The sequence below is a fragment of the Streptomyces sp. HUAS 31 genome, from assembly GCF_028198125.1.
Taxonomy (GTDB): domain Bacteria; phylum Actinomycetota; class Actinomycetes; order Streptomycetales; family Streptomycetaceae; genus Streptomyces; species Streptomyces chartreusis.
This window is the reverse complement of record NZ_CP116353.1, coordinates 4,434,482-4,459,408: the sequence shown is the minus strand read 5'-3', so window position 1 is coordinate 4,459,408 and position 24,927 is coordinate 4,434,482. Positions and strand designations below refer to the sequence as shown.

Below are 24,927 nucleotides of genomic sequence, written 5' to 3'. Positions count from 1 at the left end.
AGGGGCCGCGGTCCGAGGCGCCCCTCCCCCCGTGTGCGGGGCCCGGTCAGGTCACCGGTTCCGGTGCCGGCGTCTGGTGTGGCGCCCCGTGCCTGGGGGCCTTCGCCGTCACCATCAGGGTCGCCACCAGGCCGGCGAGCAGCATGATTCCGGCGGCCCACCAGATGGCGACCGTGTAGCCGTGCACCACGCCCTCCCGGGTGACCAGGTTCCGCTGGGCCGGGTCGGTCAGATGGGCCGTGATGTAGGCGGCGCTGCTGGTGGTCGCGATCGTGTTCAGCAGGGCCGTGCCGATCGAGCCGCCCACTTGCTGCGAGGTGTTGACGGTCGCCGAGGTCACGCCGGAGTCCTGCGGGGCCACACCCGCCGTCGCCGTGGCGAACACCGGCATGAAGATCAGGCCCATGCCGAGGCCCATCAGGATCAGCGCGGGCAGGATGTCGGTCGCGTACGACGAGTGCACCGTCAGCCGGGTCAGCAGCACCATGCCGATGGTCGCGAGCAGGGCGCCCGGGCCCATGAGCACGCGGGGTGCCACATGGTTCAGCAGACGGGCGGCGATCTGGGTCGAGCCGATGATGATCGCGGCGGTGAGCGGCAGGAAGGCCAGGCCGGTCAGCACCGGCGAGTAGTCGAGGATGACCTGGAGGTAGTAGGTCATGAACAGGAACAGCCCGAACATGCCGATCACGGCGAGCGCCATGGTGAGGAAGCAGCCGGCGCGGTTGCGTTCCTTGATGATGTGCAGCGGCAGCAGGGGCATCGGGGCCCTGGTCTGCCACCATACGAAGGTCACGAGCAGGGCGACGCCGCCCGCGAACAGGGCGAGCACCAGCGGGTCGGTCCAGCCGCGCGGCTCCGCCTCGGCGAAGCCGTAGACGATGGCGACCAGGCCGCCGCAGCCGAGCACCGCGCCGGGCACGTCCAGGCGGGCGCCGGCCTGCACGGGGCTGTCGTGCAGCAGGGCGAGGGCGCCGAAGACGGCGATCACGGCGATGGGCACGTTGACGTACAGGCACCAGCGCCAGTCCAGGTACTCGGTGAGCAGTCCGCCGACGATGAACCCGATCGCGCTGCCGCTGCCGGCCAGGGCGCCGTAGATGCCGAACGCCTTGCCGCGCTCCTTGGGGTCGGTGAACGTCGTCGTCAGCAGGGACAGGGCCGACGGAGCGAGGACCGCGGCGAAGACGCCCTGGAGGGCGCGGGCGCCGAAGAGCATGGCGGCCGTGGTGGCGGCCCCGCCGAGCGCGGAGGCGGCGGCGAAGCCGATCAGGCCGATGACGAAGGTGCGCTTGCGGCCCACGAGGTCGGCTATCCGGCCGCCGAGCAGCAGCAGTCCGCCGAAGGCCAGCGTGTAGGCGGTGATCACCCACTGGCGGTTGCCGTCGGTCATGCCGAGGTCGGCCTGTGCGGAGGGGAGCGCGATGTTCACGATGGTCGCGTCCAGGACGACCATGAGCTGCGCGAGCGCGATGATCACCAGCCCCCACCAGCGGCGGGGATCCACGTCTCGGGCTGATTCACCCGTTCGGGTGACGGTCACCTGGCCAGAAGACCATGGTTCGGGACGTATCGCATCTGGGGACGTACCTGGGGAGTTGTTGTCGCCGGTCATGGCTCCAGCACCACCTTTCCCGTGGTCGCGCGGGTTTCCAGGGCGCGGTGGGCGGCCGCCGCCCCGGCGAGCGGGAAGCGCTGCACGGCCGGGGTGAGCCGGCCCGCGGCGGCCTCGGCCAGCGCGCGCAGTTCGAGGGTCTGTACGGGGTTGGGGCCGCCGGCCCTGCGCATCATCGCGGGGCCGAGGACGTTCTCGGAGACGCCGTCGACGAGGTAGGGCTCGCCGTCGTGCAGGCCCTGGCCCGACCAGCCGAAGACGAGGTGCCGGCCGCCGGGCGCGAGCAGGGCGACGCACTCTCGGGCCACGTCGCCGCCGACGCCGTCGAGGACGACGGTGGCGCCGCGTCCGCCCAGGAAGGCGCGCACCTTCCCGGGCCATGCCGGGTCGGTGTAGTCGACGGCGAGACCGGCGCCGTTCTCCCGTACCCGGGCGACCTTCTCCGGCCCGCCGGCCAGGCCCACGACGACCGCGCCCGCGTTCCTGGCGTACTGCACGAGCAGGGTGCCGATGCCGCCGGCCGCCGCCGGGATCACGGCCACCGCGTCCGGGCCGAGCTCGGCGAACTGGAGGATCCCCATCGCCGTACGGCCCGTGCCGATCATGGCGACCGCCTCCGCGAAGTCGAGATTCGCCGGGATCTCGTGGACGCGGTCGACGTCGGTGACGGCGAGCTCGGCGTAGCCGCCCGGCGCGAAGCCGAGGTGGGCGACGACCCGCTTGCCGAGCCAGAGTCGCGCGACGCCCTCGCCGAGGGACTCGACGACTCCGGCGACCTCACGGCCGGGGATCGTGGGCAGCGCGGGCGGCTCGGGTGCCGGGCCCTGGATGCCTTCGCGCAGGGCCGTGTCGAGGAGGTGGACGCCGGCCGCCGCCACGGCGATCCGGACCTGGCCGGGTCCGGGTACGGGGTCGTCGGTCACCTCGTAGGAGAGGTTCTCGGCCGGGCCGAAGGTGTGCAGACGGATGGCGTGCATCGGGGTCCCCCATCGCTCGGAAGTCGGTTCTGTCGGGCCGCGCCTCCCGTCGTGGGAGCGGCTCGACGATGCTCCGACCTCAAGCTCGCTTGAGGTCAAGGGCGTGCCGGCCGAGGGCCAGGGACACGGCCGTCAGCGCGCTGTTGAAGGACACCTCGGACAGCACGCCGGGGGCCGCGACCTGATCGCCCGCCAGGTAGACGCCGTCGCCGCGGTCGACGGCCGGACGGTCCCGCCAGCTCGTGCCGGGCAGGTCGACGGCGCCGGTACGGCCGTTCGCCAGGGCCTCGCGCCGCCAGGTGACGCGCTCGCGCCAGCCGGGGAAGCCGAGGTCGAGGAGCTGCTCGGCACGGGCGACGCCGTCGGTCCGGGACTCGTGCGGGGCGATCGGGATCTGACCCTGGATCAGCTGCTCGCCGGCCGGGGCGAGCGAGCGGTCCTGCGCGGTGAACCGCTCCAGCCACCCGGGCCCGTCCAGGTCGGACACGACGAACGCGTCCCCGCGCCGGGTGCGCACGGCGAGGTCGATCAGTGCCGTACGGCCGCTCGTCCAGGTCAGCGAGTCGTCGCCGAGGAGGCGGCGGGCGGCGTCGAGGGAGGTGGCGACGACGACGGGCGTGTCCGTCGGAATGACGTCGATCCGGGACAGGGTCTCCATCCGCACCCCGAGGTTCCACGCGCGGGCCGCCATCCGGTCGATGAGGTTGGCCCAGCCGCCCTTCGGATAGTGCGCCTCCGGCGGCAGCTTGGTGGCCCGGCGCAGCCGCTCCTGCACGAACGCGGCGGACAGGGCGCCGGGGTCGTGGTGGAACAGCGCGACGGCGGAGTAGTGGGCGGCGGCACGGGCGCCCTCCTCGCCGGCGATGCCGGTCGCCCAGGTCAGGAAGTCGACGTCGACCGGCGCCTGCGGCAGGGCCGGCCGCAGCAGCTTGAGCATGGCGAACGGCGGGGTGCGGCGCAGGACGCCGCGGTGCCGCAGCCGGAGCCGGGCGGCCTCCAGGGGCGGGATCGGCGCGAGCGGGCCGATGAGGTCCCGCTGCTTGAGCCAGGCCCAGTGCGGGCCGCCGCTGTACAGCGCGTGCGGTCCCTCGTTCGTCCGGTACGGCCCCTCGGCGGTCCGCGCCCGCCCGCCGAGGGTGTGATGGGCCTCGTACACGGTGACCTTGGCGCCCGCCTCGGCGGCGGTGATGGCCGCGGTGAGTCCGGCGAAGCCGCCGCCGACGACGGTGATGCAGTGCATGGCTGGGGGTCTCCCTCGCGCTCGGTTCGCCTTCCTTGCCTTCTTCTGTGACTACGACGGAGCGGGGCCACCGGAATGTGACATCACCGGTGTCCGCGCAGCTCAGGGGGATTGTCAGTGGCGGGGTGCAGCATGGGGGGCATGGCGAGGAGAGCGACGGGTGAGAGCGGCGGGCCGGGCAGGGGCGCGGTGAAGGGGGCGAGACGGCCGGAGCTGCGGCTGCCCCCGCTGGAGCCGTTCCGGGAGGGGGAGTTGGAGCCGGACGGCGACTACGACAGCCTGGAGTTCCGCGAGGAGGACCTCACCGGGCACGACGGCGGCGGGGCCCGCTTCATGGACTGTGCGCTGAAGGGCTGCGTCCTGGACGAGACGCGGCTGCATCACGCCCGGATCCTCGACTCGGTCCTCACCGGGCCGCGGGGTGTCGGCACCGACCTCGCCGAGGCGACCCTGCGCGATGTGGAGCTTCTCGACGCCCGGCTGGGCGGGGTGCAGTTGCACGGTTCCGTGCTGGAGCGGGTCGTGATCCGCGGCGGCAAGATCGACTACCTGAACATGCGCAAGGCCAGGCTCAGGGACGTCGTCTTCGAGAGCTGCGTCCTGGTCGAGCCGGACTTCGGGGGCGCCCGGCTGGAGCGGGTGGAGTTCGTGGACTGCGTGGTGAAGGGGGTGGACCTCACCGGGGCGACGCTGGCGGACGTGGATCTGCGCGGGGCGGCGGAGCTGGAGATCGCGCGAGGCGTGGACCGGCTCGCCGGGGCCGTGATCAGTTCCGGCCAACTACTGGATCTGGCACCGGTGCTGGCGGCCCAGCTGGGGGTCCGGGTCGAGGGCTGACGGTCGGAGCCGGGCGCCCGGGTGGAGGGCCGGCCGCTCGGCGGACTGCGGGGTCACGTCACCCGGGGATAGCGGGCCTGGAGTGTCCAGATCGCCGGGTTCTCACCCAGGTCCTCGTGCAGGTCGATCAGGTCGGCGAGCAGGTCGTGCAGGAAGTCGCGGGCCTCGCGGCGCAGTTCCGTGTGGCCGAAGGACAGCGGGGGCTCCTCGGCGGGCATCCAGTCCGCCTCGATGTCCACCCAGCCGAAGCGGCGCTCGAAGAGCATGCGGTCGGTCGACTCGGTGAAGTCGAGTTCCGCGTGCTGGGGGCGGGAGGCGCGGGAGCCCGCCGGGTCGCGGTCCAGCTGCTCGGCGATGTCGCACAGGGCCCAGGCGAAGTCGAGCACCGGCACCCATCCCCAGGCTGTGGACAGCTCCCGGTCCGCCTTGGTGTCGGCCAGATAGACGTCCCCGCAGAACAGGTCGTGGCGCAGGGCGTGGACGTCCGCGCGGCGGTAGTCGGTCTGCGGGGGATCCGGGAAGCGGTTGGAGAGGGCGTAGCCGATGTCGAGCACGGAGGTGATGGTGTCACGCCCGCACTCATAGGATCACTGGCGTGTCCCGTTCCGCACCTGTTGTCCCGGCCCGTCCGACCGCACGGCGCCCGTCGCCCGCCCGGCCGCTCCCGGCCGCACGGACCTCCCGGGCCGTCGCCTGCGGCCTGCTCGCCCTCGCCCTCACGGCGTGCGGCGGGGTGCACGGCACCCCGGGCGGTTCCGGCGTGCGCGACCCGTACTTCCCCAAGGCCGGCAACGACGGCTACGACGTCACCCACTACGGCCTCGACCTCGCCTACGACCCCGAGGACCGCCACCTCGGCGGCACCGCCGAGATCACCGCACGCGCCGAGAAGGACCTGTCCGCCTTCGACCTCGACCTGAAGGGCATGGACGTCGAGAAGGTGTCGGTGCAGGGCAGGGCCGCCCGCTGGAGCCGCAACGGCCAGGAGCTGGTCGTCCGGCCGCACGACGACCTGGAGGAGGGCGAGACGTTCCGGGTCACCGTCCGCTACTCCGGAACCCCGCAGACCCTCACCGACCCCGACGGGTCCAAGGAGGGCTGGCTGCCGACCGACACCGGCGCGCTCGCCCTCGGGGAGCCGGCGGGGTCCATGGTGTGGTTCCCCGGCAACCACCACCCCTCCGACAAGGCGTCGTACGACATCTCGGTCACCGTGCCGAAGGGGCTGGAGGCCGTGTCGAACGGCGAGCCGGCCGGGCGGACCACCCGCGGGGGCCGTACGACCTTCCGCTGGCGCACGGCCGAACCCATGGCCGGCTATGTCGCGACGCTCGCCATCGGCGACTACGACATCGCCCGCTCCACGGTCACCACGACCGAGGAGGACCTGCCCGTGTACACCGCCGTCGCCCCCGACCAGGCCGGCCCCGCGCGCAAGGTGCTGGCGCGGATCCCCGAGATCATGGAGTGGGCGGAGTACAACTTCGGCCCCTACCCCTTCTCCTCCACCGGCGCGATCGTCGCGGGCGAGGGCGACGCCGAGTACGCCCTGGAGACCCAGAACCGGCCCGTCTTCCCGGGCGCCCCCGGCACCGAACTCCTCGTCCACGAGCTCGTCCACCAGTGGTTCGGCAACTCCGTGACTCCCAAGAGCTGGCGGGACATGTGGCTGAACGAGGGCTTCGCGACCTACGCGGAGTGGCTGTGGGAGGAGGACAACGACGGCGACTCCGCCCAGGAGACCTTCGACGACCTCTACGAACACGGCGAGGACGAGCACGAGGACCTCTGGGACTTCCCGCCCGCCGAGCCCGCCGGCGCCGCCCGCATCTCCGACTCGCCCGTCTACGAACGCGGCGCGATGGTCCTGCACAAGATCCGCCAGAAGGTCGGCGACGACACCTTCTACGACATCGTCCAGGGCTGGGCCGCCACCCACCGCCACGGCAACGCGGACACCGCCGACTTCACGTCCTACGTCGAGAAGAAGGCCCCGGACGAGGACTTCACGACCATCTGGAAGGACTGGCTGTACGGCGACGGCCGCCCCGAGCACCCGTGACGACGGCTACGCGGGCTCTTCGGGGCCGGTGCCCGACGGGTCGGTGAGCTGCTTCTGAAGGACCGTGCAGGGGCGGTCGAGTTCGCGGTCGCGGCCGTAGGCGATGGTGTCGTAGCCGAGGGCCGTCCAGAAGGCGAGGGCCTTGGGGTTGTTGTCGAGGACGGCAAGACGTACGGCGGTGCGGCCCGCCGCGCGGAAACGGTCCTCCACGAGGGTGGCCAGTTGCCGGCCGTATCCCTTGCCGTGGGTCGTGGCGTCCACCATCAGCAGTCCGATCCACGGGTCCGGGTCGACCGGGTCCGGGTGCTGGGCCAGGGTGATGGCGACGCCGACCAGACGGCCCTCGCTGCGGGCCAGCAGCACCTCCGCCCCGGGGACCGCCAACTCGTCGGCCAGCGCGGTGGCCACCTGCTCCGGGCGGACGTCGTCGGGGTCCGGGAAGTCGCCGCTGAGCGCGTGGAACTCGCGGTTGGAGGCGTAGAGGGCGGTGAGTTCGGTGAGCACCGGTGCCGGGATGTCGTGGTCCGCGGTGAGGGGGAGGGGGTCGAGGATCATTCGGGCAACTTATCGAAGAGCTGCGGCGGAAGGATCGTGACGGGTGGTTCCGGCCGGCCTGGCAGGGCTGGCCCCGTCGGTTCGCCGTACAACGCCGGAACCCCCGGCCGGAGCCGGGGGTTCCAGGGTGGTGCGGGGTGCTCAGACGTTCACGCCGAAGTCCTGGGCGATGCCGACCAGGCCCGAGGCGTAGCCCTGGCCGACCGCGCGGAACTTCCACTCGGCGCCGTTGCGGTACAGCTCGCCGAAGACCATCGCGGTCTCGGTGGCCGCGTCCTCGGAGAGGTCGTAGCGGGCGATCTCGGCGCCGCCGGCCTGGTTGACGATGCGGATGTACGCGTTGCGGACCTGGCCGAAGTTCTGCGAGCGGTTCTCCGCGTCGTAGATCGAGACCGGGAAGACGATCTTGTCGACGTCGGCCGGGAGGCCGGCGAGGTTGACGTTGATCGCCTCGTCGTCGCCGGCGCCCTCGCCGGTGCGGTTGTCACCGGTGTGGACGATCGTGCTGTCCGGCGTCTGCTTGTTGTTGAAGAAGACGAAGTGGGCGTCCGAGTAGACCTTGCCCGTGGGGTTGACCGCGATCGCCGAGGCGTCGAGGTCGAAGTCCGTGCCGGTGGTGGTGCGGACGTCCCAGCCGAGGCCCACGGTGACGGCGGTCAGGCCCGGAGCCTCCTTGGTGAGCGAGACGTTGCCACCCTTGGACAGGCTTACAGCCATTGTTGGGAGTCCCTTCCCTCGTTGCGGTACGGCTAGAAGCTACAGCTACCCCTATGAACGCGGAGAGGGGTACCTCAGGTTCCAGGTGTCTTTACTTTCTTTGCCAAAGAGCACCCGTAGGGGATACACGGGGATATTCGCGTGACGTGGACCGGACAGACGCGGGACCATGGACGGCATGTCCGGTCCCTACGTCATCCGTGGCTCCGTCTCGCTGCCCGAGGCCGAGCTCATGTGGCGTTTCTCCAGGTCGAGCGGGCCGGGTGGCCAGCACGTCAACACCAGTGACTCGAGGGTGGAGCTGAGCTTCGACCTCGCGAAGACCGAGGCGCTGCCCGAGGTGTGGAAGGCGCGGGCGCTGGAGCGGCTGGCCGGAAAGCTCGTCGACGGCGTCCTGACCGTGCGCGCCTCCGAGCACCGCTCCCAGTGGCGCAACCGCGAGACCGCCGCCGTACGCCTCGCCGCGCTGCTCGCCGAGGCGAGCGCCCCGCCGCCCAAGCCGCGCCGGGCGACCCGCATCCCCCGCGGCATCAACGAGCGCCGGCTGAGGGAGAAGAAGCAGCGCTCCGACACCAAGCGAGGACGCTCCGGGCGGGACTGGGGGTAGGTGCCGGGGCCGGGAGTCACATTCCCGCCGCGCGATCCGTCAACGCAGTGACGACGGACGGAACGCGACGAGAGGCAGCTACCGATGAGCGCCGACGGCACTGGCACCGACGACACCGACTTCCTCGCCCGGCGCTTCGAGGCGCACCGCGGCCATCTGCGGGCCGTGGCGCACCGCATGCTCGGCTCGACGGCCGAGGCCGAGGACGCCGTGCAGGAGGCGTGGTTCCGGATGAGCCGGTCCGACACCAGCCGGGTCGACAACCTCGGCGGCTGGCTGACGACCGTCGTCGGCCGGGTCTGTCTCGACATGCTCCGCTCCCGCAAGTCCCGCGCGGAGGAGCCACTGGACACCGCGGCGGCCCCACCCGGCGGCTCCGTCGAGGGCTCCGCCGCGGCCGTCTCGCGTCCGATCGATCCCGAGCAGGACGCGCTCCTCGCGGACTCGGTGGGCGTCGCCCTGCTCGTCGTACTGGACACCCTGACGCCGGCCGAGCGGCTCGCGTTCGTGCTGCACGACCTCTTCGGCGTGCCGTACGAGGAGGTCGCGGCCGTCGTGGACCGTACGCCGGCCGCCGCGCGGCAACTCGCCAGCCGGGCCCGGCGCCGGGTGCAGGGGGCCGAGGCGCCCGAGCACGACCGGGCCCTTCGGCGCCGGCAGCGGGCGGTCGTCGACGCCTTCCTCGCCGCCGCGCGCGAGGGCGACTTCGAGGGGCTGCTCGACGTCCTCGACCCGGATGTCATCGCCCGCTCCGAGGCCGGGGTGACGACCGGCGCGGCGGCGGTGGCGCGGGGCGCCTCGACCTTCGGGTCGGCCGCCCTGGGCGCGCGGCCCGCCCCGGTCGCCCGGCACGCGCTCGTCGACGGCGCGCCCGGCTCCGTGGTGCTGGTCGGCGGGCGGGTGGAACGGGCGCTGCGGTTTGCGTTCGTACGGGATCGGATCGCCGTGATCGACATCGTGACGGATCCGGAGCGGGTGGCCCGGCTGGACATCGAGTCGGTCTAGCGCCGGCCCGGCGGGGCGGGACGCCCGAGGGGGCCGGCTCCCGCTCCGCCTACAGCTCCAGCACGCCCACCGTCTGGCCGCCGGAGGTCTCCCCGGTGGGCTTGAAGCCCAGTCCGGTGTAGAAGCCCTCCGGGCCGTCGGGGCCGGGGTGCCAGGTGACGTACAGCTCGGTGGCGCCGCGTCGGCGCAGCTCCGTGGCCACGGACTCGACGGCGAAACGGCCGTAGCCCCTGCCCTGCTCCCCGGCGGCGATGTTCAGCCGCCACAGGCCGGAGCGGCGCAGGCTGCCGTCGCCGTGCCAGTCGATGTCGAGGAAGGCCATCAGGAAGCCGACCGGGCGGTCGCCGTCGACGATGAGACGGGGCCAGGCGACGCCCTCGGGATGGACGTATGCCTCGGCGAGGGACTCCACGACGGGGGAGACCGCGTGTTCCTGGTCGGGCCTGACGCGTATGCCGGTCGCGGCTTCGAAATTTCCAGGTGTGATCTTTTCGAGGCGGGGAGTGGAAGTCGTCGGCGTCATCCGGGCACGGTATGTCGCGTGATCAGTCGCCGGCCACGGGAATTCGACTGCCGTATCCGCGGCGGAGATCATCCCAAGTGCCGGTAACGGCCCCGGAAATAGGTCAGCGGGCGTCCGTCCGCACTCGGCAGCGAGGCCGACAGTACGCGGCCGATCACCAGGGTGTGGTCGCCGGCCGTCACCCGCTGCTCGGTGCGGCACTCCAGGGTGGCGAGCGCGCCGCCCACCAGAGGGGCGCCGGTCTCCTTGCCGCGGACGTAGGGGATGTCGGCGAACAGCAGGCGGTCGCTGACCCGGCCCTTCATCGCGAAGCGTCCGGCGATGTGGCGCTGGCTCTCCGCGAGGACCGAGACGGCCCACAGCGGCTGCTCATCGAGCAGGTCGTCCATCCGGGCCCCCGTACGCAGGCTGACCAGCACCAACGGCGGATCCAGGGACACCGACATGAACGCCGTCGCCGTCATGCCGACGTCCTCGCCGGGCGGCGCGTGCGGATCGTCCGGGTCCAGCGGCGGCTCCAGCGCGGTCACCAGGACCACGCCCGCGGCCAACCGCGACATCGCGGCACGGAACTCGTCGTCGCTCACTCCCTCAGCATGCCCAAAGGGGCTGCGGGAGGCGGGGAGGACTGCGGTCACGGGCGGCGCGGGGAGAGAAGTGTTCGGCACGCCGGAAACGCTAATGTCGGTCCCGCACGCCCCGCATCGGGCCTGCGCCCGAGAACGGACCTAGGACTCCCGACGGAGTCGTGGGGAACTGTTCGCGGCCGTTTCGTGGCATCTCCACGGGCGCGCCAACTTTGCGTTCAGTAAACACACAGGAAAAACGCAGAAACACCGCTCAATTGTTCACGTTTAGCTGTGACTTGAGTCACAAGGGCCATTAATTGTTGACCCTGTGTACCGAGTGAGCAGCGCGCTGTGATTCAGTGGCGGGGACTAGCAAGGGACGTTACGCCGAAGTAGGACCCTTGATTCGCTGCGAGGTCTCGGGGGGAGGGCGACCATGGAGACCGAGTCGGAGCCGTACGTCCGTCTTGCGACCCTGCGGCAACTGCACCAGGTCATGGCGGACATGAACACGGCCCGCAGCCTGGCGGACACGCTCCAGACCGTGGCCGACGGCGTCGTCAACGGCCTCGGCTACGAGCTCGCGTGCGTCAACCTCGTACGCCCCGACGGCGATCTCGTCGTCGCCGCCTTCGCCGGCAACCCCGCCGCCGAGGCCCTCATCACCGGCCGGGTCGGCTCGCGCGAGTCGTGGGAGCGTCGGCTGAGCATGGGCCAGCACTGGGGCGACCTGGTGTTCATACCGCACACCGAGGGCTGGATCCTCGACGACGACGACGTCCCGCAGTGGTACACCGACGGGCCCGCGCCCCGCTTCGAGGACGAGTGGCACCCCTCGGACCGCCTGTTCGCGCCGATGTACACGCCCGGCGTACAGGGCGGCGCGTGCGGCGAGCTGATCGGCGTCCTGTCCGTGGACCGGCCGCGCAACGGCCGGCTGCCGGGCGCCTGGGGGCGCGAGGCGCTCCAGATGTACGCCTTCCAGGCAGCCATCGCGATCAGCAACGCACGTCTACGCGCGAATATGCAGCGGGCACTGGTCAGGCTGGAGCGTGAGCAGCAGGCCCTGCGCGCGAGCGAGGAGAGCTTCCGGCAGGCCTTCGAGTACGCCCCCTCCGGCATGGCCATCGCCGAGATGGGCGGCGACCAGCACGGCCGCATCCTGCGCACCAACGACGCGCTGTGCCGCCTCCTCGGCCGCCCCGCCTCCGCGATGCGCCGCTACTCCTTCTCCGACCTCGTCCACCCCGAGGACATCGGCACACTGCTGCGGACGTCCGCCGAGGGCGGGCGCGCGGAGCTCAGGCTCGGGCGCCGGGACGGTTCGTACGTCTGGGTGTCGCTGCGCAACAGCGTCGTCGCGGACGCCGCCGACGGGCCCCGCTTCCTGCTCACCCACGTCGAGGACATCGAGGAGCGCAAGCGCCGCGAGCTCCAGCTCGCCCACCGCGCCTCGCACGACTCGCTCACCGGGCTGCCGAACTCCGCCGAGCTGCGGGCGCGCCTGGCCGCGCGGCTGTGCCGGCGTCCCACGCACGCGGGTGCCCTGGAGTCCATGGACGCCGCCTACGGCCACCCCGCCGTCTTCGACGCCAACGGCCACGGCTTCGACTTCCCCGGTGTGGCGGCGCTGGACGCCTACGACCACCACGTGCACACCGTCTCCCCGGACGAGGTCGAGCGCGACGACGGCACCAAGGGGCTCGCGGTGCTCTTCTGCGACCTCGACGGCTTCAAGTCGATCAACGACCGGTTCGGGCACAACGCGGGTGACGCGGTTCTCATCGAGGTCGCCCGGCGGCTGACCCGGCAGGTCCGCGACGGCGACACCGTCGCCCGGCTCGGCGGCGACGAGTTCGTGATCCTCGCCGACGGGCTCGGCCGCGCCGACGCCCAGGACCTGGCGGTCCGGCTGCGCAGCGAGATCATCCAGCCGATCCGGGCCGAGGGCCGTGCCGTGCGGGTCGGGGCCAGTTTCGGCATCGGGTGGGCGCACTGCGGGATGACGGCGGACGAAGTGTTGAAGTCCGCTGACGAGCGGATGTACGTAGAGAAACGATCTCGTCCCAAACAACACAGACGCGCGGGATGAATCCCAGGTCAGCGAGCTGATGCGGTCTGAGTCACCCGTTTGGGCCATCAGGAGCGGGTAGGCTCGCCCTTCTGACCGCCCCATCGCAACGCCCGCACCTGGTGAGGAGTACCAAGGGATGACGTCCGGCAACAACGGCGCCAGTACGCCCGAGGACGACGACCCGTTCGGCTACCTCTACGCCGACGGCCAGGCCAACGGAGCCCAGCCGCCGTCCGGTGGCTACGGCTACCCGAACGCCGTCAACCGGGTGCGTGCCGTCGGCCAGCGCCAGTACGGCCAGCAGCCGACCGCTGCGGCCCCCCAGATACCGCAACAGCAGGGCGGCTACGGTCAGCCGAACGCGCACTACGCGGCACCGGAGACGCACCCCGGCGGGGCGACCACGGTCCAGCAGCAGCAACCGTCGTACGGCGGCGGCCGCGGCCGGGGCCCCAACACCAAGGGCCTCCTCATCGGCGCGATCGCCGTGGTCGCGGCGGTCGTCATCGGCATCAGCGTGGCGATGCTGGGGGGTGACGACGACAAGGACAAGAAGGACGACGCGGCACAGCCGACGCAGTCGCAGTCCCAGCAGAGCAGCGCGCCGAGCCCGTCGAACAGCAACAGCGCGGCCGCCGAGGACGACCTGCCGACGATCGACGCCAAGGCCCTCGCCCTCGCCGGCGGGGCCGCCACCGCGTCCGACATCAAGGGCGCACAGGCGGACGGCGGCGTCTACGTCACCGGCTTCAACCAGGTCGGCTCCTCCGTCTCCTGGTCCGTGAGCGACATCCCGAAGAGCGGTAAGTACACCGTCTTCGTCGGCTTCAGCGTTCCCGGCAAGGACGGCAACGCCACCCTCACGGTCAACGGCACGCCGTCCACCGCGCCGGTCAACCTCAAGAACTACGCCCACGGCCCCGAGGGCGACTACGAGAAGGGCTGGACGAAGACCTACAACTACATCCAGCTCAACAAGGGCTCGAACACGATCAAGTTGTCCTGCGAGCAGGGCAACCAGTGCGACGCCCTCATCGACCAGATGTGGCTGGTCAAGGGCTGGGTCAAGTCCTAGTCCCGGTCACGCGGCCGTGACCTCCGCGGTCACCGCCACCCGGTTCAGGAACTCCTCGTAGGTCGCCCGGTCGAACTCGCCCGCCGTCGGGGACACGACGGTCGCCGCCGACAGGGCCGTCGCCCGGGTCAGACGGTCGGGCCAGGGCAGCTTCTCCACCAGCCCCGACAGCAGGCCCGCCACCGCCGCGTCGCCCGCGCCCGTGGGGTTGCCGTGGAGGCGGGTGGGCGGGGTGGCCTGCCAGCGGCCCTCGGGGGTGACGGCCAGGAGACCGGACTTGCCGAGTGAGGCGACCACCGTGCGGGCGCCGCGTCTGCGGGCGTCCTGGGTGGCGCGGAGTGGGTCGTGGGAGCCGGTCAGTTCGGCCAGTTCGTCGGCGTTGGGCTTGATGATGTCCGGCCGGGCGGCGACACCCCGGCGCAGCGCCTCCCCGCTGGTGTCCAGGAGGACGGGTACTTCCGCCGCCTTCGCGGACCGCACCAGACCGGCGTACGCACCCACCGGCACGCCCGGCGGCAGGCTGCCGCACAGGGCCACCACCGAGGCCGACGCCAGCAGGTCGTCGTACGCCTCCTGGAAGGCGGACCACTCGGCGGGCGTGACCGTCGGGCCGGGCTCGTTGAGCTGGGTCGTGTCGCCGGTGCGCTCGTCGACGACGGCGATGGTGCGCCGGGTCGGGCCGGAGGCCGGCAGCAGGGCGTCCACCACCCCGGGGATGCCGGTGAGCCGCTCCTGGACCACCCGGCCCGTCGCGCCGCCCGTGAAGCCCGTGACCGTCACCTCGTGTCCGAGGGCCGCCAGCACCCGGGCCACGTTCAGCCCCTTGCCGCCGGGGCGCTCGATCACCTCGGAGACCCGGTGGGAGGCGTGGGGCCGCAGCGCCCGGACGCGATAGGTGATGTCGAGAGCGGTGTTCAACGTGACCGTGAGAATCACCTGTACTCGACCTCCCCCGAAGAGTTCGGCATGTGTGCGCCGTCCGTCTGCCGGTTGTTCCCTCCGGCAGATGCCGATCATGCCAAACGGGCGGCGGCCGTCCCAGTCTCGCAGGACAACCACCGCCCCCAACAGGCGGACACATCAGCCCAGTTGTGGCTCAACCACCCATTCGCCCCGGCGCATCACGCCCTTGAGGTCGAAGTCGGAGTCCACAACGACCAGGTCGGCGTCCTTGCCGGGCTCCAGGGAGCCGATGCGGTCGTAGCGGCCGAGCAGCTTGGCGGGGTTGGCGGACAGGGCCGTCACCGCGTCCTCGACGGGCAGCCGGTCCACGGTGACCGCCCGCTTGAAGGCGCGGTCCAGAGTGAGGGTCGAGCCCGCGATCGAGCCGCCCTCGACCAGTCGGGCCACCCCGTCGGCGACCTCGACCTCCAGCGGGCCGAGCATGTAGCGGCCGTCGCCGAAGCCGGCCGCGTCCATCGCGTCCGTGATGAACGCGACCCGGTCGGCGCCCGCGTGATGGAACGCCAGCTGCAAGGACGCCGGGTGCAGGTGCGTGCCGTCGTTGATCAGCTCGACCGTGATGCGCTCGTCCTCCAGCAGGGCCGCGATCGGGCCCGGCTCGCGGTGGCCGAGCGGCGGCATCGCGTTGAAGAGGTGGGTGGCGACCGTCGCGCCCGCCTCGATCGCCTCGACCGTCTGCTCGTAGCCGGCGTCGGTGTGCCCGATCGCCGCGATGACGCCGCGCTCGGCGAGGAGGCGTACGGAGTCGATGCCGCCCGGCAGTTCGGTGGCGAGGGTGACCATCGTCGCGTGGCCGCGGGCGGCGTCGAGCAGTCTGCGCACGTCCGCCGGGTCGGGGTCGCGCAGGAGCTCCTCGGAGTGCGCGCCCTTGCGGCACGGGGAGATGAACGGCCCCTCGAAGTGGATGCCCGCGATGTCGCCCTGCTCGGCGAGCTCCGCCAGCAGGCCCGCGCGCCGGGCGAGGAAGTCCATGTCGCCGGTGACGGTGGAGGCGACGAGGGTGGTGGTGCCGTGCAGACGGTGGGTGTGGATGCCCTTCAGCACGTCCTCGGGGGTGCCCGAGGTGAAGGAGGCTCCGCCGCCGCCGTGGTTGTGGATGTCGACGAAGCCCGGCAGGAGCCAGTGGCCGTCGAGGTCGATGCGGTGGGCGTTCTCCGGTGCGGTACCGGCGATTCGGGCACCATCGATGACCACTTGGCCCTCTTTGAGGGTTCCCGTCGGCATGACCACGTTGGCGCCGGACAGGATGAGGGGCACCTTGTCCGTCGCGGGCTGCGGGTGCGTCGTGGCTTGTCGCGCAGTTCCCCGCGCCCCCAGGTCGGCTGCCATCAGGGAGTTACCTCCGTACGGTCGGTGTTGTCGAGGAGGTCCCAGGCCAGCAGCCCGGCACCGAGGCAGCCGGCCGTGTCGCCCAGGGCCGCGGGGACGATGGTCGGCAGCTTCTGGAAGGTGACCCGCTGCCGGACCGCGTCCCGCAGTGGTGTGAACAAGGTTTCCCCCGCCTCGGCGAGGCCGCCACCGATGATCAGGGTGCGGGGGTCCAGCAGGGTGAGAGCGGTGACCAGGCCGTCGGCGAGGGCGTCCACGGCCTCCTGCCAGATCCGTACGGCGTTCGGGTCGCCGGACGTGACGGCCTTGGCGCAGTCCGCGGCGTCGGCCTCCGGGTCCCCGCAGGCGGCGGCCCACGCCTCGCTCACCGCCGCGGCGGACGCGAACCGCTCCAGGCAGCCGCGCTGTCCGCACGGGCAGGGGGCACCGCCCGGCCGTACGACGATGTGGCCGATCTCGCCCGCGAAGCCGTGGGCGCCCGCCTCCACCCGGCCGTCGATGCCGATGGCGCCGGCGATCCCGGTGCCGAGCGGCACGAACAGGAAGCGGTCGGCGCCCCGGCCCGCGCCGATCCGGCCCTCGGCGAGACCGCCGGTGCGCACGTCGTGGCCGAGGGCGACGGGGACGCCGCCGAGCCGCTCGGACATGAGCCGGCGCAGAGGTACGTCCCGCCAGCCCAGATTGGCCGCGTAGGCGGCGATGCCGCGCTCCTCGTCGACGATGCCGGGGACGGCGACGCCGACGGCGGCCGCGGGCTCGCCGAAGCGCTCCTCGCCGTGGACGCGAAGCTCCGCGGCGAAGTCGAGGATGCCCTCGACGACCGCGTCCGGTCCGCGCTCGCGCCCGGTCGGTCGGCGGGCCTGATGGAGCAGCTCACCGCCCGCGCCCGCCAGGGCGGCCTTCATCCCGGTGCCGCCCACATCGAGGGCGATGACATGTCTCACGGGGGACAGTGTGGCTTGCGTACCCGCGAGAGGTCTAGTCCACTTACGTGGTGTAGACCTTATGGGGGCAATATGTATGACGTTTCGAAAGTTTCGAACATAGGCGTGGGGCGGTTTGGCGTGCAGGGGCGTAGTCGTGGTCGTAGACGTACGGGAGCGATGGCGGCGGTGTCCGCGCTGGGTCTGACGGCGGCCCTGGGCGGTTGCGGACTGACCGGCGACTCGGGCGACGTGACCCTGCGGCTGGTCGCCGCGGACTACGGCGACAACGACTCCAACGGCTCCCAGAAGTACTGGGACAAGCTCGTCACGGCCTACGAGGCCGAGCACCCCGGCGTCACGGTCGACGTCGCCGTGTACTCCTGGAACGACGTCGACGCCAAGGTCAAGGAGATGGTCGACGCCGGGAAGGCGCCGGACATGGCACAGATCGGCGCGTACGCCGACTATGCCGCCAAGGACCTGCTCTACCGGGCCGACGACCTGCTCTCCATCCCCGTGCAGGCCGACTTCGTCGCCCAGTTCGCGGACGCGGGCCGGGTGCGGGACGTGCAGTACGGCATCCCGTTCGCCTCCTCCACGCGGCTGCTCTTCTACAACAAGACGCTCTTCGAGAAGGCCGGCATCTCCGCGCCGACCACCTGGAAGGAGCAGGCCGCCGACGCCGAGGCGCTCAAGGCGGAGGGCGTGAAGACGCCGTACGCGCTGCCGCTCGGTGCCGAGGAGGCGCAGGCCGAGACGATGCAGTGGCTGCTCAGCGGCGGGGGCGGCTACACGGACAGCGACCTCGGCACCTACAGCATCGACTCCTCCGAGAACGTCGCCACCCTCGACTGGCTGAAGGACAACCTGGTCGGCAAGGACCTCACCGGCCCGGTCGCACCCGGCGAACTCAACCGGGCTGACGCGTTCGCCGCCTTCGCGGCCGGTGACGTCGGCATGCTCAACGGCCACCCGTCCCTGATGCAGATGGCCAAGAAGAAGGGCGTGAAGTTCGGCATGGTGCCGATGCCCGGCATCGACGGCCCGAGCAAGGTCTCCATGGGCGTGGCGGACTGGATGATGGCCTTCAAGGAGAACGGCCACGCCGAGGAGGTCGGCGACTTCCTCGACTTCGTCTACGACAAGCAGAACGTCCTGGACTTCTCCCGCGAGTACGACCTGCTGCCGGTGACGAACTCCGCGTCCACGGTGATGACCGCGGCAAAGCAGGACGCCGACCTCAAGCCCTTCCTGGAGCGGCTCCCGCTCTCCGAGCTCTACCCGGTCGGCCGCACGTCCTGGGCCGAGGTCAGCGCGGACATCAAGAAGCGCATAGGCAGCACCGTCACCTCCGGCGGCAGCCCGTCGGCGATCCTGGGCGGCCTCCAGTCGACGGCGACGCGGGCCGAGAGCGCCGAGTAGCGGCCGTTGTCGGTGGCGGGGGTTACGGTGCGAGCCATGGACCAGCACCAGGACCCGCCCGAGGCCGCCCTCGCCGACCGCGAGCGGGCCATCCTCGCTCTGGAACGCCGGGGCTTTCCGGGCCCCGGCGTCAAGGAGCGCGCGATACGCGAGGAACTGGGCCTGGCCCCCGTCCGCTACTACCAGCTGCTGAACGCCCTGCTGGACGACCCCAGGGCCCTGGCCCACGACCCGGTCACGGTGAACCGGCTGCGACGGGTGCGGGAGGCCCGGCGGACGGAGCGGTGAGCGAGGGGTGCGCGGCGCCCTCGCTGGATAGGGTCCTTGTATGGCCAGTGACCAGGAAAAGGATCTGACCGACCCCGACCGGGCCGACTCCACGGCCCCTCTGCCCACCCCCGCGACCGCAAACGGCCGCGACGGGCTCGCCGCACTCCTCGCGCGGCCCGCGCGGGCACTGATCGCCCTGGACTTCGACGGGACGCTCGCCCCGATCGTGCCGGACCCGGAGAAGGCGCGGGCCCACCCCGACGCCCTGCCGGCGCTCACGGCGCTCGCTCCGAAGGTCGCCGCCGTCGCGGTGATCACCGGCCGCCCGGCCGACGTCGCCGTGCGGTACGGCGGATTCGCCGGCGTCCCCGGCCTTGAGCACCTCGTCGTGCTCGGGCACTACGGCGCCGAGCGCTGGGAGGCCGTCAGCGGCGAGGTCACCGCGCCCGACCCGCACCCCGGCGTCGCGGCCGTACGGGCCGAACTGCCCGGCATCCTCGAAGCGAACGGCGCCGCGACCGGCACCTGGACCGAGGACAAGGGACACGCCGTCGCCGTCCACACCCGCCGTGCCGCCGACCCCCAGGGCACCTTCGAGGCCCTGCGCACCCCCCTCGCCGACCTGGCCGTGCGCAACGGCCTGATCGTCGAACCCGGCCGCATGGTCCTGGAACTGCGCCCGCCCGGCATGGACAAGGGCGTCGCGCTGAGCGAGTACGTCCGCGAGCTCGGCGCCGAGTGCGTCCTGTACGCCGGCGACGACCTCGGCGACCTGCCCGCCTACGCCGCCGTCGACAAACTCCGCTCCGACGGCACCCCCGGCCTGCTGGTGTGCAGCGGCAGCGAGGAGGTCACCGAACTGTCGGAGCGGGCGGACGTCGTGGTGGACGGCCCGGCAGGGGTCGTACGGCTGCTGCGGGCGATCGCCGACGCCGCCGGCTGACCCTGGCCCCGCCTCCGCTCAGGAGGCCGGGCCGGGCTGCTCCTCCAGTGCGTGCAGCTGGTCCAGGAACCACTGGGCGGGCGGTAGCGCGGTCGCCGCGGCCGCCAGGCGCTTCGAGCGCTCCGCCCGCTCCTCCGGCCCCACGGACAGCGCCTCGTGCAGCGCCCGCGCCGTGCCCACCACGTCGTACGGGTTGACGGTGATCGCGTCCTCGCCGAGCTCCTCGTGGGCCCCGGCCTCCCGCGAAAGCACCAGCGCGCACCCCTCGTCGGAGACGAGCGGCATCTCTTTCGCGACGAGGTTCATGCCGTCCCGGATCGGGTTGACCAGCGCCACGTCGGCGAGCCGGTAGGCGGCGAGCGAGCGGGCGAAGTCGTCCTTGACGTGCAGCACGACCGGCGTCCAACCCGGCGTGCCGTACTGCGAGTTGAGCTCGTCCGCCAGCCGCTGCACCTCGGCCGTGTAGTCCCGGTACACCGCCAGGTCCTGCCGCGAGGGGTAGGCGAAGGCCACGTGCACCACCCGCTCGCGCCACTCGGGGTGGTCGTCGAGCAGCTGCCGGTAGGAGAGCAGGCCGCGGACGATGTTCTTGGACAGCTCGGTCCGGTCGACCCGCACGATCGTCCTGCGGGCGGTGCCGTCCGGGGCCGAGCCGATCTCGTCGCGGAGCGCGGTCATCCGCTCCGTCACGTCCGCCCGGTGGGAGCGTTCGCGCAGGAAGTCCGCGTCCGCGCCCAGCCCGTGCACACCGATCCGCGTGCCCCCGAGTCCGTCGGCGAACCGGGCGCAGCACGCCTCGAAGGCGTCCGCCCACCGCCGGGTGAGGAACCCCAGCCGGTCCGCGCCCAGCATCCCGCGCAGCACCTGCTCGGCGATGTCGTCGGGCAGCATCCGGAAGTACTCCGGGGGCGCCCACGGCGTGTGCGAGAAGTGGCCGATCCTGAGGTCGGGGCGCAGCTCACGCAGCATCCCGGGCACCAGCGTCAGGTGGTAGTCCTGCACCAGCACCGCCGCCCCCGGCGCCGCCTGCCCGGCCAGTGCCTCGGCGAAGGCGCGGTTGTACGCCTCGTAGGACGCCCACTGGCGGCGGAACTCCGCGTCGAAGACCGGCTCCAGCGGCGTCTGGTAGAGCATGTGGTGGACGAACCACAGCACCGAGTTGGCGATGCCGTTGTACGCGTCCGCGTGCACGTCCGCCGGGATGTCCAGCATCAGCACGCCGTCTTCACCGACCCCGCGCCGCACCGCCTCCCGGTCGCCGTCGGACAGCGCCGAGCACACCCACAGCGCGCCCGCGTCCGGCCCGATCGCCGACAGCCCGGAGACGACTCCGCCGCCTCCGCGCCTGGAGTGCAGCGAGCCGTCGTCCCGCACCTCGTACGAGACCGGGCCGCGGTTCGACGCGACGAGCACCTTGGCGGCACCGTGCGTACCCGGCGCATCCTGCGTGGAAGCCATAAGCCTCAACCTAGCCCTCCCCGGAAACGCTCAAACGTGCGGTTCCGCTCAGTGGGGGGCGCTCGTCAGCCCTGTATACGGCCGGTTTCCGGCGTTTACGCCACCTTCCGCGTCGCATACTCGGCGATCTCCACCATCGGCGGCCGTTCCTCGGTGTCCACGGAGTACGTCCGCGGCTCGAAACCGTCCTCGCCGCGCTCGAACTGGGTCAGCGAAGGCCGCACCAGATGCCCGCGGGCGAGCCGCAGCTGCGCCGTGCGGTAGATCGCGGCGGACATCCGGCCGAGCGCCTGCCCGTCCTGGTGCCGGTGCTTGCGCACCCCGACGTCCACCTGGGCCAGGGCGTCGAGCCCCACCAGGTGCAGCGCGTCGACCAGCATGCCCAGCTCGACGCCGTACCCGACGGGGAACGGGAGCTGTTCCAGCAGGCTGCGGCGGGCCGCGTACTCGCCGCCGAGCGGCTGCACGAAGCCGGCGAGCTGCGGCCAGTGCATGTTCAGCAGCGGGCGCGCCATCAGCTCGGTGACCCGGCCGCCCTGTCCGGCGGCACCGGCGAGCGGGCGGTCGTACATCGCCTTGACCAGGTCCACGCCGGGGTCGGTGAGCAGCGGGCCGACGATCCCGGAGACGAAGTCGGAGGAGAACTCCTTCAGGTCGGCGTCGATGAAGCAGACGATGTCGCCGCCGGTCACGAGCAGGGAGCGCCACAGGACCTCGCCCTTGCCGGGCACGGCCGGGACGCGCGGCAGGATCTCGTCGCGGTGCACCACCCGGGCGCCCGCCGCGGCGGCCACCTCGGAGGTGCGGTCGGTGGAGCCGGAGTCGACGACCACGATCTCGTCGACCAGCGGGACCTGCCGGACGAGGTCATGGGCGATGATCGCGACGATCTCGCCGACCGTCTCCTCCTCGTTGAGCGCGGGCAGCACGACGGACACCGACTGGCCCGAGCGCTGTTTGGCGGCCAGGATGTGATGCAGCGGGCGGTCGGCTACGGACCAGGAGCGGCTGCTCAGCCAGCGCTCTGCTTCTTCCAGCACGGTCGGCGGCTCCTCACTGTCGGGACGTCTGTGATCCATCTCGCGGTTCGGACGGCTAGCTCAACTGTCCTGGCGTTCGGTTACAGTCTTGAACAACGCGGATGACCATCGCATGTCCGAGGTCGGCCGTCGTCAACAACCGAATACCGCTCATCCAGAGGGGCAGAGGGATACGGCCCGATGAAGCCCCGGCAACCCTCCAGTCGGTTCTCGTAGATCAGCGTCGATCGTCACCGTTGATCGTCTCCGCGAGGCTCCCGGCTAGGGAAGGTGCCAAATCCGTCTCACGGCGAGATGCGTCGTGAGGAAGATGAGGAGAAAGGGCCTCGCCTCACATGGCTGCGCAGACTGTTGCAAGCACCACCGAATCCACCGTAGACCTCGGCCCCGCCGCGGCGCTCTCCTGCCGCGAGTGCGGTCACCGGGTACCGCTCGGCCCGGTCTTCGCGTGCGAGGAGTGTTTCGGCCCGCTGGAGATCGCCTACGACTTCTCGGCCTACGACGCCGAGGAGCTCCGCAAGCGGATCGAAGCGGGCCCCGCGAACATCTGGCGCTACGCGCCGCTCCTGCCCGTCCCGGCCGACGTCGCCGACAAGCCGAACCTCAACCCCGGCTGGACCAAGCTCGTCAAGGCCGACCACCTCGCGAACGAGCTCGGCGTCGACGCCGGCAAGCTGTTCGTCAAGGACGACTCCGGCAACCCGACGCACTCCTTCAAGGACCGTGTCGTCGCCCAGGCCCTGGAGGCCGCCCGCGCCTTCGGCTTCACCACGCTCTCCTGCTCCTCCACCGGCAACCTGGCCGGCGCGGTGGGTGCCGCGGCCGCCCGCGCCGGCTTCCGCTCGTGCGTGTTCATCCCGCACGACCTGGAGCAGGGCAAGGTCGTCATGGCCGCGATCTACGGCGGCGAGCTCGTCGGCATCGAGGGCAACTACGACGACGTGAACCGTTTCTGCTCCGAGCTGATCGGCGACCCGGCCGGCGAGGGCTGGGGCTTCGTCAACGTCAACCTGCGGCCCTACTACGCCGAGGGCTCCAAGACCCTGGCGTACGAGATCTGCGAGCAGCTCGGCTGGCAGCTCCCGGACCAGCTCGTCGTCCCGATCGCGTCCGGCTCGCAGCTCACGAAGATCGACAAGGGGCTCCAGGAGCTGATCAAGCTCGGGCTCGTCGAGGACAAGCCGTACAAGATCTTCGGTGCGCAGGCCGAGGGCTGCTCGCCGGTGTCGACCGCGTTCAAGGCCGGCCACGACGTGGTCCGTCCGCAGAAGCCGAACACCATCGCCAAGTCGCTGGCCATCGGCAACCCGGCCGACGGACCGTACGTCCTCGACATCGCGCGCCGCACCGGCGGGTTCGTGGAGGATGTGACGGACGAGCAGGTCGTCGACGCGATCAAGATCCTCGCCCGGACCGAGGGCATCTTCGCGGAGACCGCCGGTGGGGTGACCGTGGGTGTGACGAAGAAGCTGATCGAGAACGGCGTCCTCGATCCCACCAGGACCACCGTCGTGCTGAACACCGGCGACGGCCTCAAGACGCTGGACGCGGTGGCCGGCACCGGCCTCACCGCCACCATCCGCCCGAACCTGGACTCCTTCCGAGAGGCTGGCCTCGCATGAGCGTGACCGTTCGCATCCCGACCATCCTGCGCACCTACACCGGCGGGCAGGCCGAGGTCGCCGCCGAGGGCGGCACCCTCGCCGAGGTCATCACCGACCTGGAGAAGAACCACACCGGGATCGCCGCCCGGGTGCTCGACGACCAGGGCAAGCTGCGCCGGTTCGTCAATGTCTACGTCAACGACGACGACGTGCGTTTCGAGCAGGGCCTTGAGACGGCGACCCCGGACGGTGCGGGCGTTTCCATCATCCCGGCCGTCGCCGGCGGCTGACCGAATGACCGATCATTACCTTCGGTAACCCAGGTTACTGAGAGTTCATCGAATTGCCCCCTCCGTGAGAGAAGCGGAGGGGGCAATTCTGTGTGGTTGAGCGAGGTACAGTTGGGGAACGTGCCGCCGATCTCCGAGTCGGTTGCCTTGAATTTCTGCCGTAAGCCCGACAAGAAGTAGCCAAAGTGTGCGGGTTTTTTGCGGCTTTTGTTCCGTATGCCGGGTCCGACTTGACCTGAAGTCAGCGGAATTGTCCCCACATTCCCGACCGGTCGTGCCCGGATTTCTCGTCCGATTGACCTGTTGCAGACGGCAGTTGGGCAGATACATTCAGCCGCGGTCGACGCGTTCCGGCGCACGCCCCCGACCGATGGGGGGTGAGGTCTGACCCGGATCCGCGAAGTGTGGATCTGTGCAAGGGCCAGTAATAGGGGAGTTAGGCATGGCTCAGGGCACCGTCAAGTGGTTCAACGCGGAGAAGGGGTACGGCTTCATCGCGGTCGACGGTGGTGCGGATGTTTTCGTCCACTACAGCGCGATCCAGATGGACGGGTACCGCACCCTGGAAGAGGGCCAGCGGGTCGATTTCGAGATCTCGCAGGGTCAGAAGGGGCCGCAGGCGGACATGGTCCGACTGGCGACCGGCTGAAGCACGCGTCGACTAACAGCAGCGACGTACTTCTTCGAAGGGCCCGCACCTCCTGGGGGGTGCGGGCCCTTCGTCGTGTTCGCGACCCGTTCGCGCCCTGTTCGCCCCCGGCGGAGCGCCCCGCCCGATCCCCGAGAGCCGCTTGCACTCGCATGGGTCGAGTGCTAATCATTGCGT

Annotated in this window: 25 protein-coding genes and 1 riboswitch; of the genes, 12 read left to right on the top strand and 13 right to left on the bottom strand. The window is 71.4% G+C overall.

What is annotated here, in order from left to right:
* Positions 1 to 46: 46 nt before the first annotated feature.
* The 3 genes from PGH47_RS19630 to PGH47_RS19620 all read right to left on the bottom strand — a co-directional run bounded on the left by PGH47_RS19630 (position 47) and on the right by PGH47_RS19620 (position 3,832).
* Complete coding sequence (locus PGH47_RS19630; RefSeq protein ID WP_443048615.1) at positions 47 to 1,480, bottom strand: MFS transporter; 1,434 nt, start codon at positions 1,478 to 1,480, stop codon at positions 47 to 49.
* 131 nt (positions 1,481 to 1,611) lie between these two features.
* Positions 1,612 to 2,592 (bottom strand): zinc-binding dehydrogenase, encoded by a 981-nt coding sequence (locus PGH47_RS19625; protein WP_271664521.1) that lies wholly within the window; start codon positions 2,590 to 2,592, stop codon positions 1,612 to 1,614.
* A 79-nt stretch (positions 2,593 to 2,671) separates the two neighbouring features.
* Entirely contained in the window at positions 2,672 to 3,832 is a 1,161-nt protein-coding gene (locus PGH47_RS19620) for an NAD(P)-binding protein (protein WP_271664520.1), read from the bottom strand.
* Positions 3,833 to 3,973: 141 nt separating this feature from the next.
* Here PGH47_RS19620 and PGH47_RS19615 point away from each other — a divergent pair, with 141 nt between their 5' ends.
* Positions 3,974 to 4,669, top strand: coding sequence for a pentapeptide repeat-containing protein (locus PGH47_RS19615; RefSeq protein ID WP_271664519.1), 696 nt, complete (start codon positions 3,974 to 3,976; stop codon positions 4,667 to 4,669).
* A gap of 53 nt (positions 4,670 to 4,722) precedes the next feature.
* On the opposite strand, the gene PGH47_RS19610 is transcribed toward PGH47_RS19615, so the two are convergent.
* Complete coding sequence (locus PGH47_RS19610; protein WP_271664518.1) at positions 4,723 to 5,223, bottom strand: hypothetical protein; 501 nt, start codon at positions 5,221 to 5,223, stop codon at positions 4,723 to 4,725.
* Positions 5,224 to 5,264: 41 nt separating this feature from the next.
* Between PGH47_RS19610 and PGH47_RS19605 the strand changes: the two genes are divergently transcribed.
* On the top strand, positions 5,265 to 6,731 hold the full coding sequence (locus PGH47_RS19605; protein WP_443048510.1) for a M1 family metallopeptidase: 1,467 nt from the start codon (positions 5,265 to 5,267) through the stop codon (positions 6,729 to 6,731).
* Between the two features lie 6 nt (positions 6,732 to 6,737).
* Here PGH47_RS19605 and PGH47_RS19600 read toward each other — a convergent pair whose 3' ends face one another.
* Both PGH47_RS19600 and PGH47_RS19595 read right to left on the bottom strand, forming a co-directional pair.
* Positions 6,738 to 7,286, bottom strand: a complete 549-nt coding sequence (locus tag PGH47_RS19600; RefSeq protein ID WP_271664517.1) for a GNAT family N-acetyltransferase — start codon at positions 7,284 to 7,286, stop codon at positions 6,738 to 6,740.
* A gap of 141 nt (positions 7,287 to 7,427) precedes the next feature.
* Positions 7,428 to 8,003, bottom strand: coding sequence for a TerD family protein (locus PGH47_RS19595; RefSeq protein ID WP_030050335.1), 576 nt, complete (start codon positions 8,001 to 8,003; stop codon positions 7,428 to 7,430).
* A gap of 169 nt (positions 8,004 to 8,172) precedes the next feature.
* Here PGH47_RS19595 and arfB point away from each other — a divergent pair, with 169 nt between their 5' ends.
* Positions 8,173 to 8,610: an alternative ribosome rescue aminoacyl-tRNA hydrolase ArfB gene (gene arfB / locus PGH47_RS19590; protein WP_107906088.1), complete on the top strand. Its 438-nt coding sequence runs from the start codon at positions 8,173 to 8,175 to the stop codon at positions 8,608 to 8,610.
* 84 nt (positions 8,611 to 8,694) lie between these two features.
* Positions 8,695 to 9,615 carry a sigma-70 family RNA polymerase sigma factor gene (locus PGH47_RS19585; RefSeq protein WP_271664516.1) on the top strand — a complete coding sequence of 307 codons (921 nt, stop codon included), beginning with the start codon at positions 8,695 to 8,697 and terminating at the stop codon, positions 9,613 to 9,615.
* Between the two features lie 49 nt (positions 9,616 to 9,664).
* Here PGH47_RS19585 and PGH47_RS19580 read toward each other — a convergent pair whose 3' ends face one another.
* Entirely contained in the window at positions 9,665 to 10,138 is a 474-nt protein-coding gene (locus tag PGH47_RS19580) for a GNAT family N-acetyltransferase (RefSeq protein WP_271664515.1), read from the bottom strand.
* 68 nt (positions 10,139 to 10,206) lie between these two features.
* A complete protein-coding gene (locus PGH47_RS19575; RefSeq protein ID WP_125524034.1) occupies positions 10,207 to 10,806 on the bottom strand; it encodes a flavin reductase family protein in 600 nt (199 codons plus the stop codon).
* A 337-nt stretch (positions 10,807 to 11,143) separates the two neighbouring features.
* On the opposite strand from PGH47_RS19575, the gene cdgB reads away from it, so the two are divergent.
* The gene (gene cdgB / locus PGH47_RS19570) at positions 11,144 to 12,799 is read left to right on the top strand and encodes a diguanylate cyclase CdgB (protein WP_176576586.1); all 1,656 of its coding nucleotides are present in this window, start codon (positions 11,144 to 11,146) and stop codon (positions 12,797 to 12,799) included.
* A 118-nt stretch (positions 12,800 to 12,917) separates the two neighbouring features.
* The gene (locus PGH47_RS19565; RefSeq protein WP_271664514.1) at positions 12,918 to 13,856 is read left to right on the top strand and encodes a CBM35 domain-containing protein; all 939 of its coding nucleotides are present in this window, start codon (positions 12,918 to 12,920) and stop codon (positions 13,854 to 13,856) included.
* Between the two features lie 6 nt (positions 13,857 to 13,862).
* Here the strand turns inward: PGH47_RS19565 and PGH47_RS19560 are convergent, their stop codons facing one another.
* The 3 genes from PGH47_RS19560 to PGH47_RS19550 all read right to left on the bottom strand — a co-directional run bounded on the left by PGH47_RS19560 (position 13,863) and on the right by PGH47_RS19550 (position 17,092).
* On the bottom strand, positions 13,863 to 14,792 hold the full coding sequence (locus tag PGH47_RS19560; RefSeq protein ID WP_271664513.1) for a 1-phosphofructokinase family hexose kinase: 930 nt from the start codon (positions 14,790 to 14,792) through the stop codon (positions 13,863 to 13,865).
* A gap of 144 nt (positions 14,793 to 14,936) precedes the next feature.
* Entirely contained in the window at positions 14,937 to 16,148 is a 1,212-nt protein-coding gene (gene nagA / locus PGH47_RS19555) for an N-acetylglucosamine-6-phosphate deacetylase (RefSeq protein WP_271664512.1), read from the bottom strand.
* Positions 16,148 to 17,092: an ROK family protein gene (locus PGH47_RS19550; protein WP_271664511.1), complete on the bottom strand. Its 945-nt coding sequence runs from the start codon at positions 17,090 to 17,092 to the stop codon at positions 16,148 to 16,150. The genes nagA and PGH47_RS19550 overlap by 1 nt, the downstream gene beginning before the upstream one ends.
* Positions 17,093 to 17,251: 159 nt before the next feature.
* Here PGH47_RS19550 and PGH47_RS19545 point away from each other — a divergent pair, with 159 nt between their 5' ends.
* The 3 genes from PGH47_RS19545 to otsB are packed head-to-tail and all read left to right on the top strand — an operon-like array spanning position 17,252 to position 19,709.
* Complete coding sequence (locus PGH47_RS19545; RefSeq protein WP_271664510.1) at positions 17,252 to 18,496, top strand: ABC transporter substrate-binding protein; 1,245 nt, start codon at positions 17,252 to 17,254, stop codon at positions 18,494 to 18,496.
* Between the two features lie 36 nt (positions 18,497 to 18,532).
* Positions 18,533 to 18,784, top strand: coding sequence for a DUF3263 domain-containing protein (locus PGH47_RS19540; RefSeq protein WP_271664509.1), 252 nt, complete (start codon positions 18,533 to 18,535; stop codon positions 18,782 to 18,784).
* A 40-nt stretch (positions 18,785 to 18,824) separates the two neighbouring features.
* Positions 18,825 to 19,709 carry a trehalose-phosphatase gene (gene otsB / locus PGH47_RS19535; RefSeq protein ID WP_271664508.1) on the top strand — a complete coding sequence of 295 codons (885 nt, stop codon included), beginning with the start codon at positions 18,825 to 18,827 and terminating at the stop codon, positions 19,707 to 19,709.
* An 18-nt stretch (positions 19,710 to 19,727) separates the two neighbouring features.
* Here otsB and PGH47_RS19530 read toward each other — a convergent pair whose 3' ends face one another.
* Both PGH47_RS19530 and PGH47_RS19525 read right to left on the bottom strand, forming a co-directional pair.
* Positions 19,728 to 21,167, bottom strand: a complete 1,440-nt coding sequence (locus PGH47_RS19530; protein ID WP_271664507.1) for an alpha,alpha-trehalose-phosphate synthase (UDP-forming) — start codon at positions 21,165 to 21,167, stop codon at positions 19,728 to 19,730.
* Positions 21,168 to 21,262: 95 nt separating this feature from the next.
* Positions 21,263 to 22,207 (bottom strand): glucosyl-3-phosphoglycerate synthase, encoded by a 945-nt coding sequence (locus tag PGH47_RS19525; protein WP_107906285.1) that lies wholly within the window; start codon positions 22,205 to 22,207, stop codon positions 21,263 to 21,265.
* Between the two features lie 147 nt (positions 22,208 to 22,354).
* A riboswitch (SAM riboswitch) is annotated at positions 22,355 to 22,524 on the top strand.
* 18 nt (positions 22,525 to 22,542) lie between these two features.
* Here PGH47_RS19525 and thrC point away from each other — a divergent pair.
* From thrC to PGH47_RS19510, 3 genes are all read left to right on the top strand, one after another.
* Entirely contained in the window at positions 22,543 to 23,829 is a 1,287-nt protein-coding gene (gene thrC / locus PGH47_RS19520) for a threonine synthase (RefSeq protein WP_107906077.1), read from the top strand.
* A complete protein-coding gene (locus tag PGH47_RS19515) occupies positions 23,826 to 24,101 on the top strand; it encodes a MoaD/ThiS family protein (RefSeq protein ID WP_107906076.1) in 276 nt (91 codons plus the stop codon). Before thrC ends, PGH47_RS19515 begins: the two co-directional genes overlap by 4 nt.
* 442 nt (positions 24,102 to 24,543) lie before the next feature.
* Positions 24,544 to 24,750 (top strand): cold-shock protein, encoded by a 207-nt coding sequence (locus PGH47_RS19510; protein ID WP_007493268.1) that lies wholly within the window; start codon positions 24,544 to 24,546, stop codon positions 24,748 to 24,750.
* Positions 24,751 to 24,927: the final 177 nt, after the last annotated feature.

What these genes read in the sequence shown, in the direction of transcription:
- PGH47_RS19625 (WP_271664521.1), bottom strand. Translation starts at nt 2,592, where the DNA reads ATGCACGCCATCCGTCTGCACACCTTCGGCCCGGCCGAGAACCTCTCC.
- PGH47_RS19620 (WP_271664520.1), bottom strand. Translation starts at nt 3,832, where the DNA reads ATGCACTGCATCACCGTCGTCGGCGGCGGCTTCGCCGGACTCACCGCG.
- PGH47_RS19615 (WP_271664519.1), top strand. Translation starts at nt 3,974, where the DNA reads ATGGCGAGGAGAGCGACGGGTGAGAGCGGCGGGCCGGGCAGGGGCGCG.
- PGH47_RS19600 (WP_271664517.1), bottom strand. Translation starts at nt 7,286, where the DNA reads ATGATCCTCGACCCCCTCCCCCTCACCGCGGACCACGACATCCCGGCA.
- PGH47_RS19595 (WP_030050335.1), bottom strand. Translation starts at nt 8,003, where the DNA reads ATGGCTGTAAGCCTGTCCAAGGGTGGCAACGTCTCGCTCACCAAGGAG.
- arfB (WP_107906088.1), top strand. Translation starts at nt 8,173, where the DNA reads ATGGACGGCATGTCCGGTCCCTACGTCATCCGTGGCTCCGTCTCGCTG.
- PGH47_RS19585 (WP_271664516.1), top strand. Translation starts at nt 8,695, where the DNA reads ATGAGCGCCGACGGCACTGGCACCGACGACACCGACTTCCTCGCCCGG.
- PGH47_RS19580 (WP_271664515.1), bottom strand. Translation starts at nt 10,138, where the DNA reads ATGACGCCGACGACTTCCACTCCCCGCCTCGAAAAGATCACACCTGGA.
- cdgB (WP_176576586.1), top strand. Translation starts at nt 11,144, where the DNA reads ATGGAGACCGAGTCGGAGCCGTACGTCCGTCTTGCGACCCTGCGGCAA.
- PGH47_RS19565 (WP_271664514.1), top strand. Translation starts at nt 12,918, where the DNA reads ATGACGTCCGGCAACAACGGCGCCAGTACGCCCGAGGACGACGACCCG.
- nagA (WP_271664512.1), bottom strand. Translation starts at nt 16,148, where the DNA reads ATGGCAGCCGACCTGGGGGCGCGGGGAACTGCGCGACAAGCCACGACG.
- PGH47_RS19545 (WP_271664510.1), top strand. Translation starts at nt 17,252, where the DNA reads ATGGCGGCGGTGTCCGCGCTGGGTCTGACGGCGGCCCTGGGCGGTTGC.
- PGH47_RS19540 (WP_271664509.1), top strand. Translation starts at nt 18,533, where the DNA reads ATGGACCAGCACCAGGACCCGCCCGAGGCCGCCCTCGCCGACCGCGAG.
- otsB (WP_271664508.1), top strand. Translation starts at nt 18,825, where the DNA reads ATGGCCAGTGACCAGGAAAAGGATCTGACCGACCCCGACCGGGCCGAC.
- PGH47_RS19530 (WP_271664507.1), bottom strand. Translation starts at nt 21,167, where the DNA reads ATGGCTTCCACGCAGGATGCGCCGGGTACGCACGGTGCCGCCAAGGTG.
- thrC (WP_107906077.1), top strand. Translation starts at nt 22,543, where the DNA reads ATGGCTGCGCAGACTGTTGCAAGCACCACCGAATCCACCGTAGACCTC.
- PGH47_RS19515 (WP_107906076.1), top strand. Translation starts at nt 23,826, where the DNA reads ATGAGCGTGACCGTTCGCATCCCGACCATCCTGCGCACCTACACCGGC.
- PGH47_RS19510 (WP_007493268.1), top strand. Translation starts at nt 24,544, where the DNA reads ATGGCTCAGGGCACCGTCAAGTGGTTCAACGCGGAGAAGGGGTACGGC.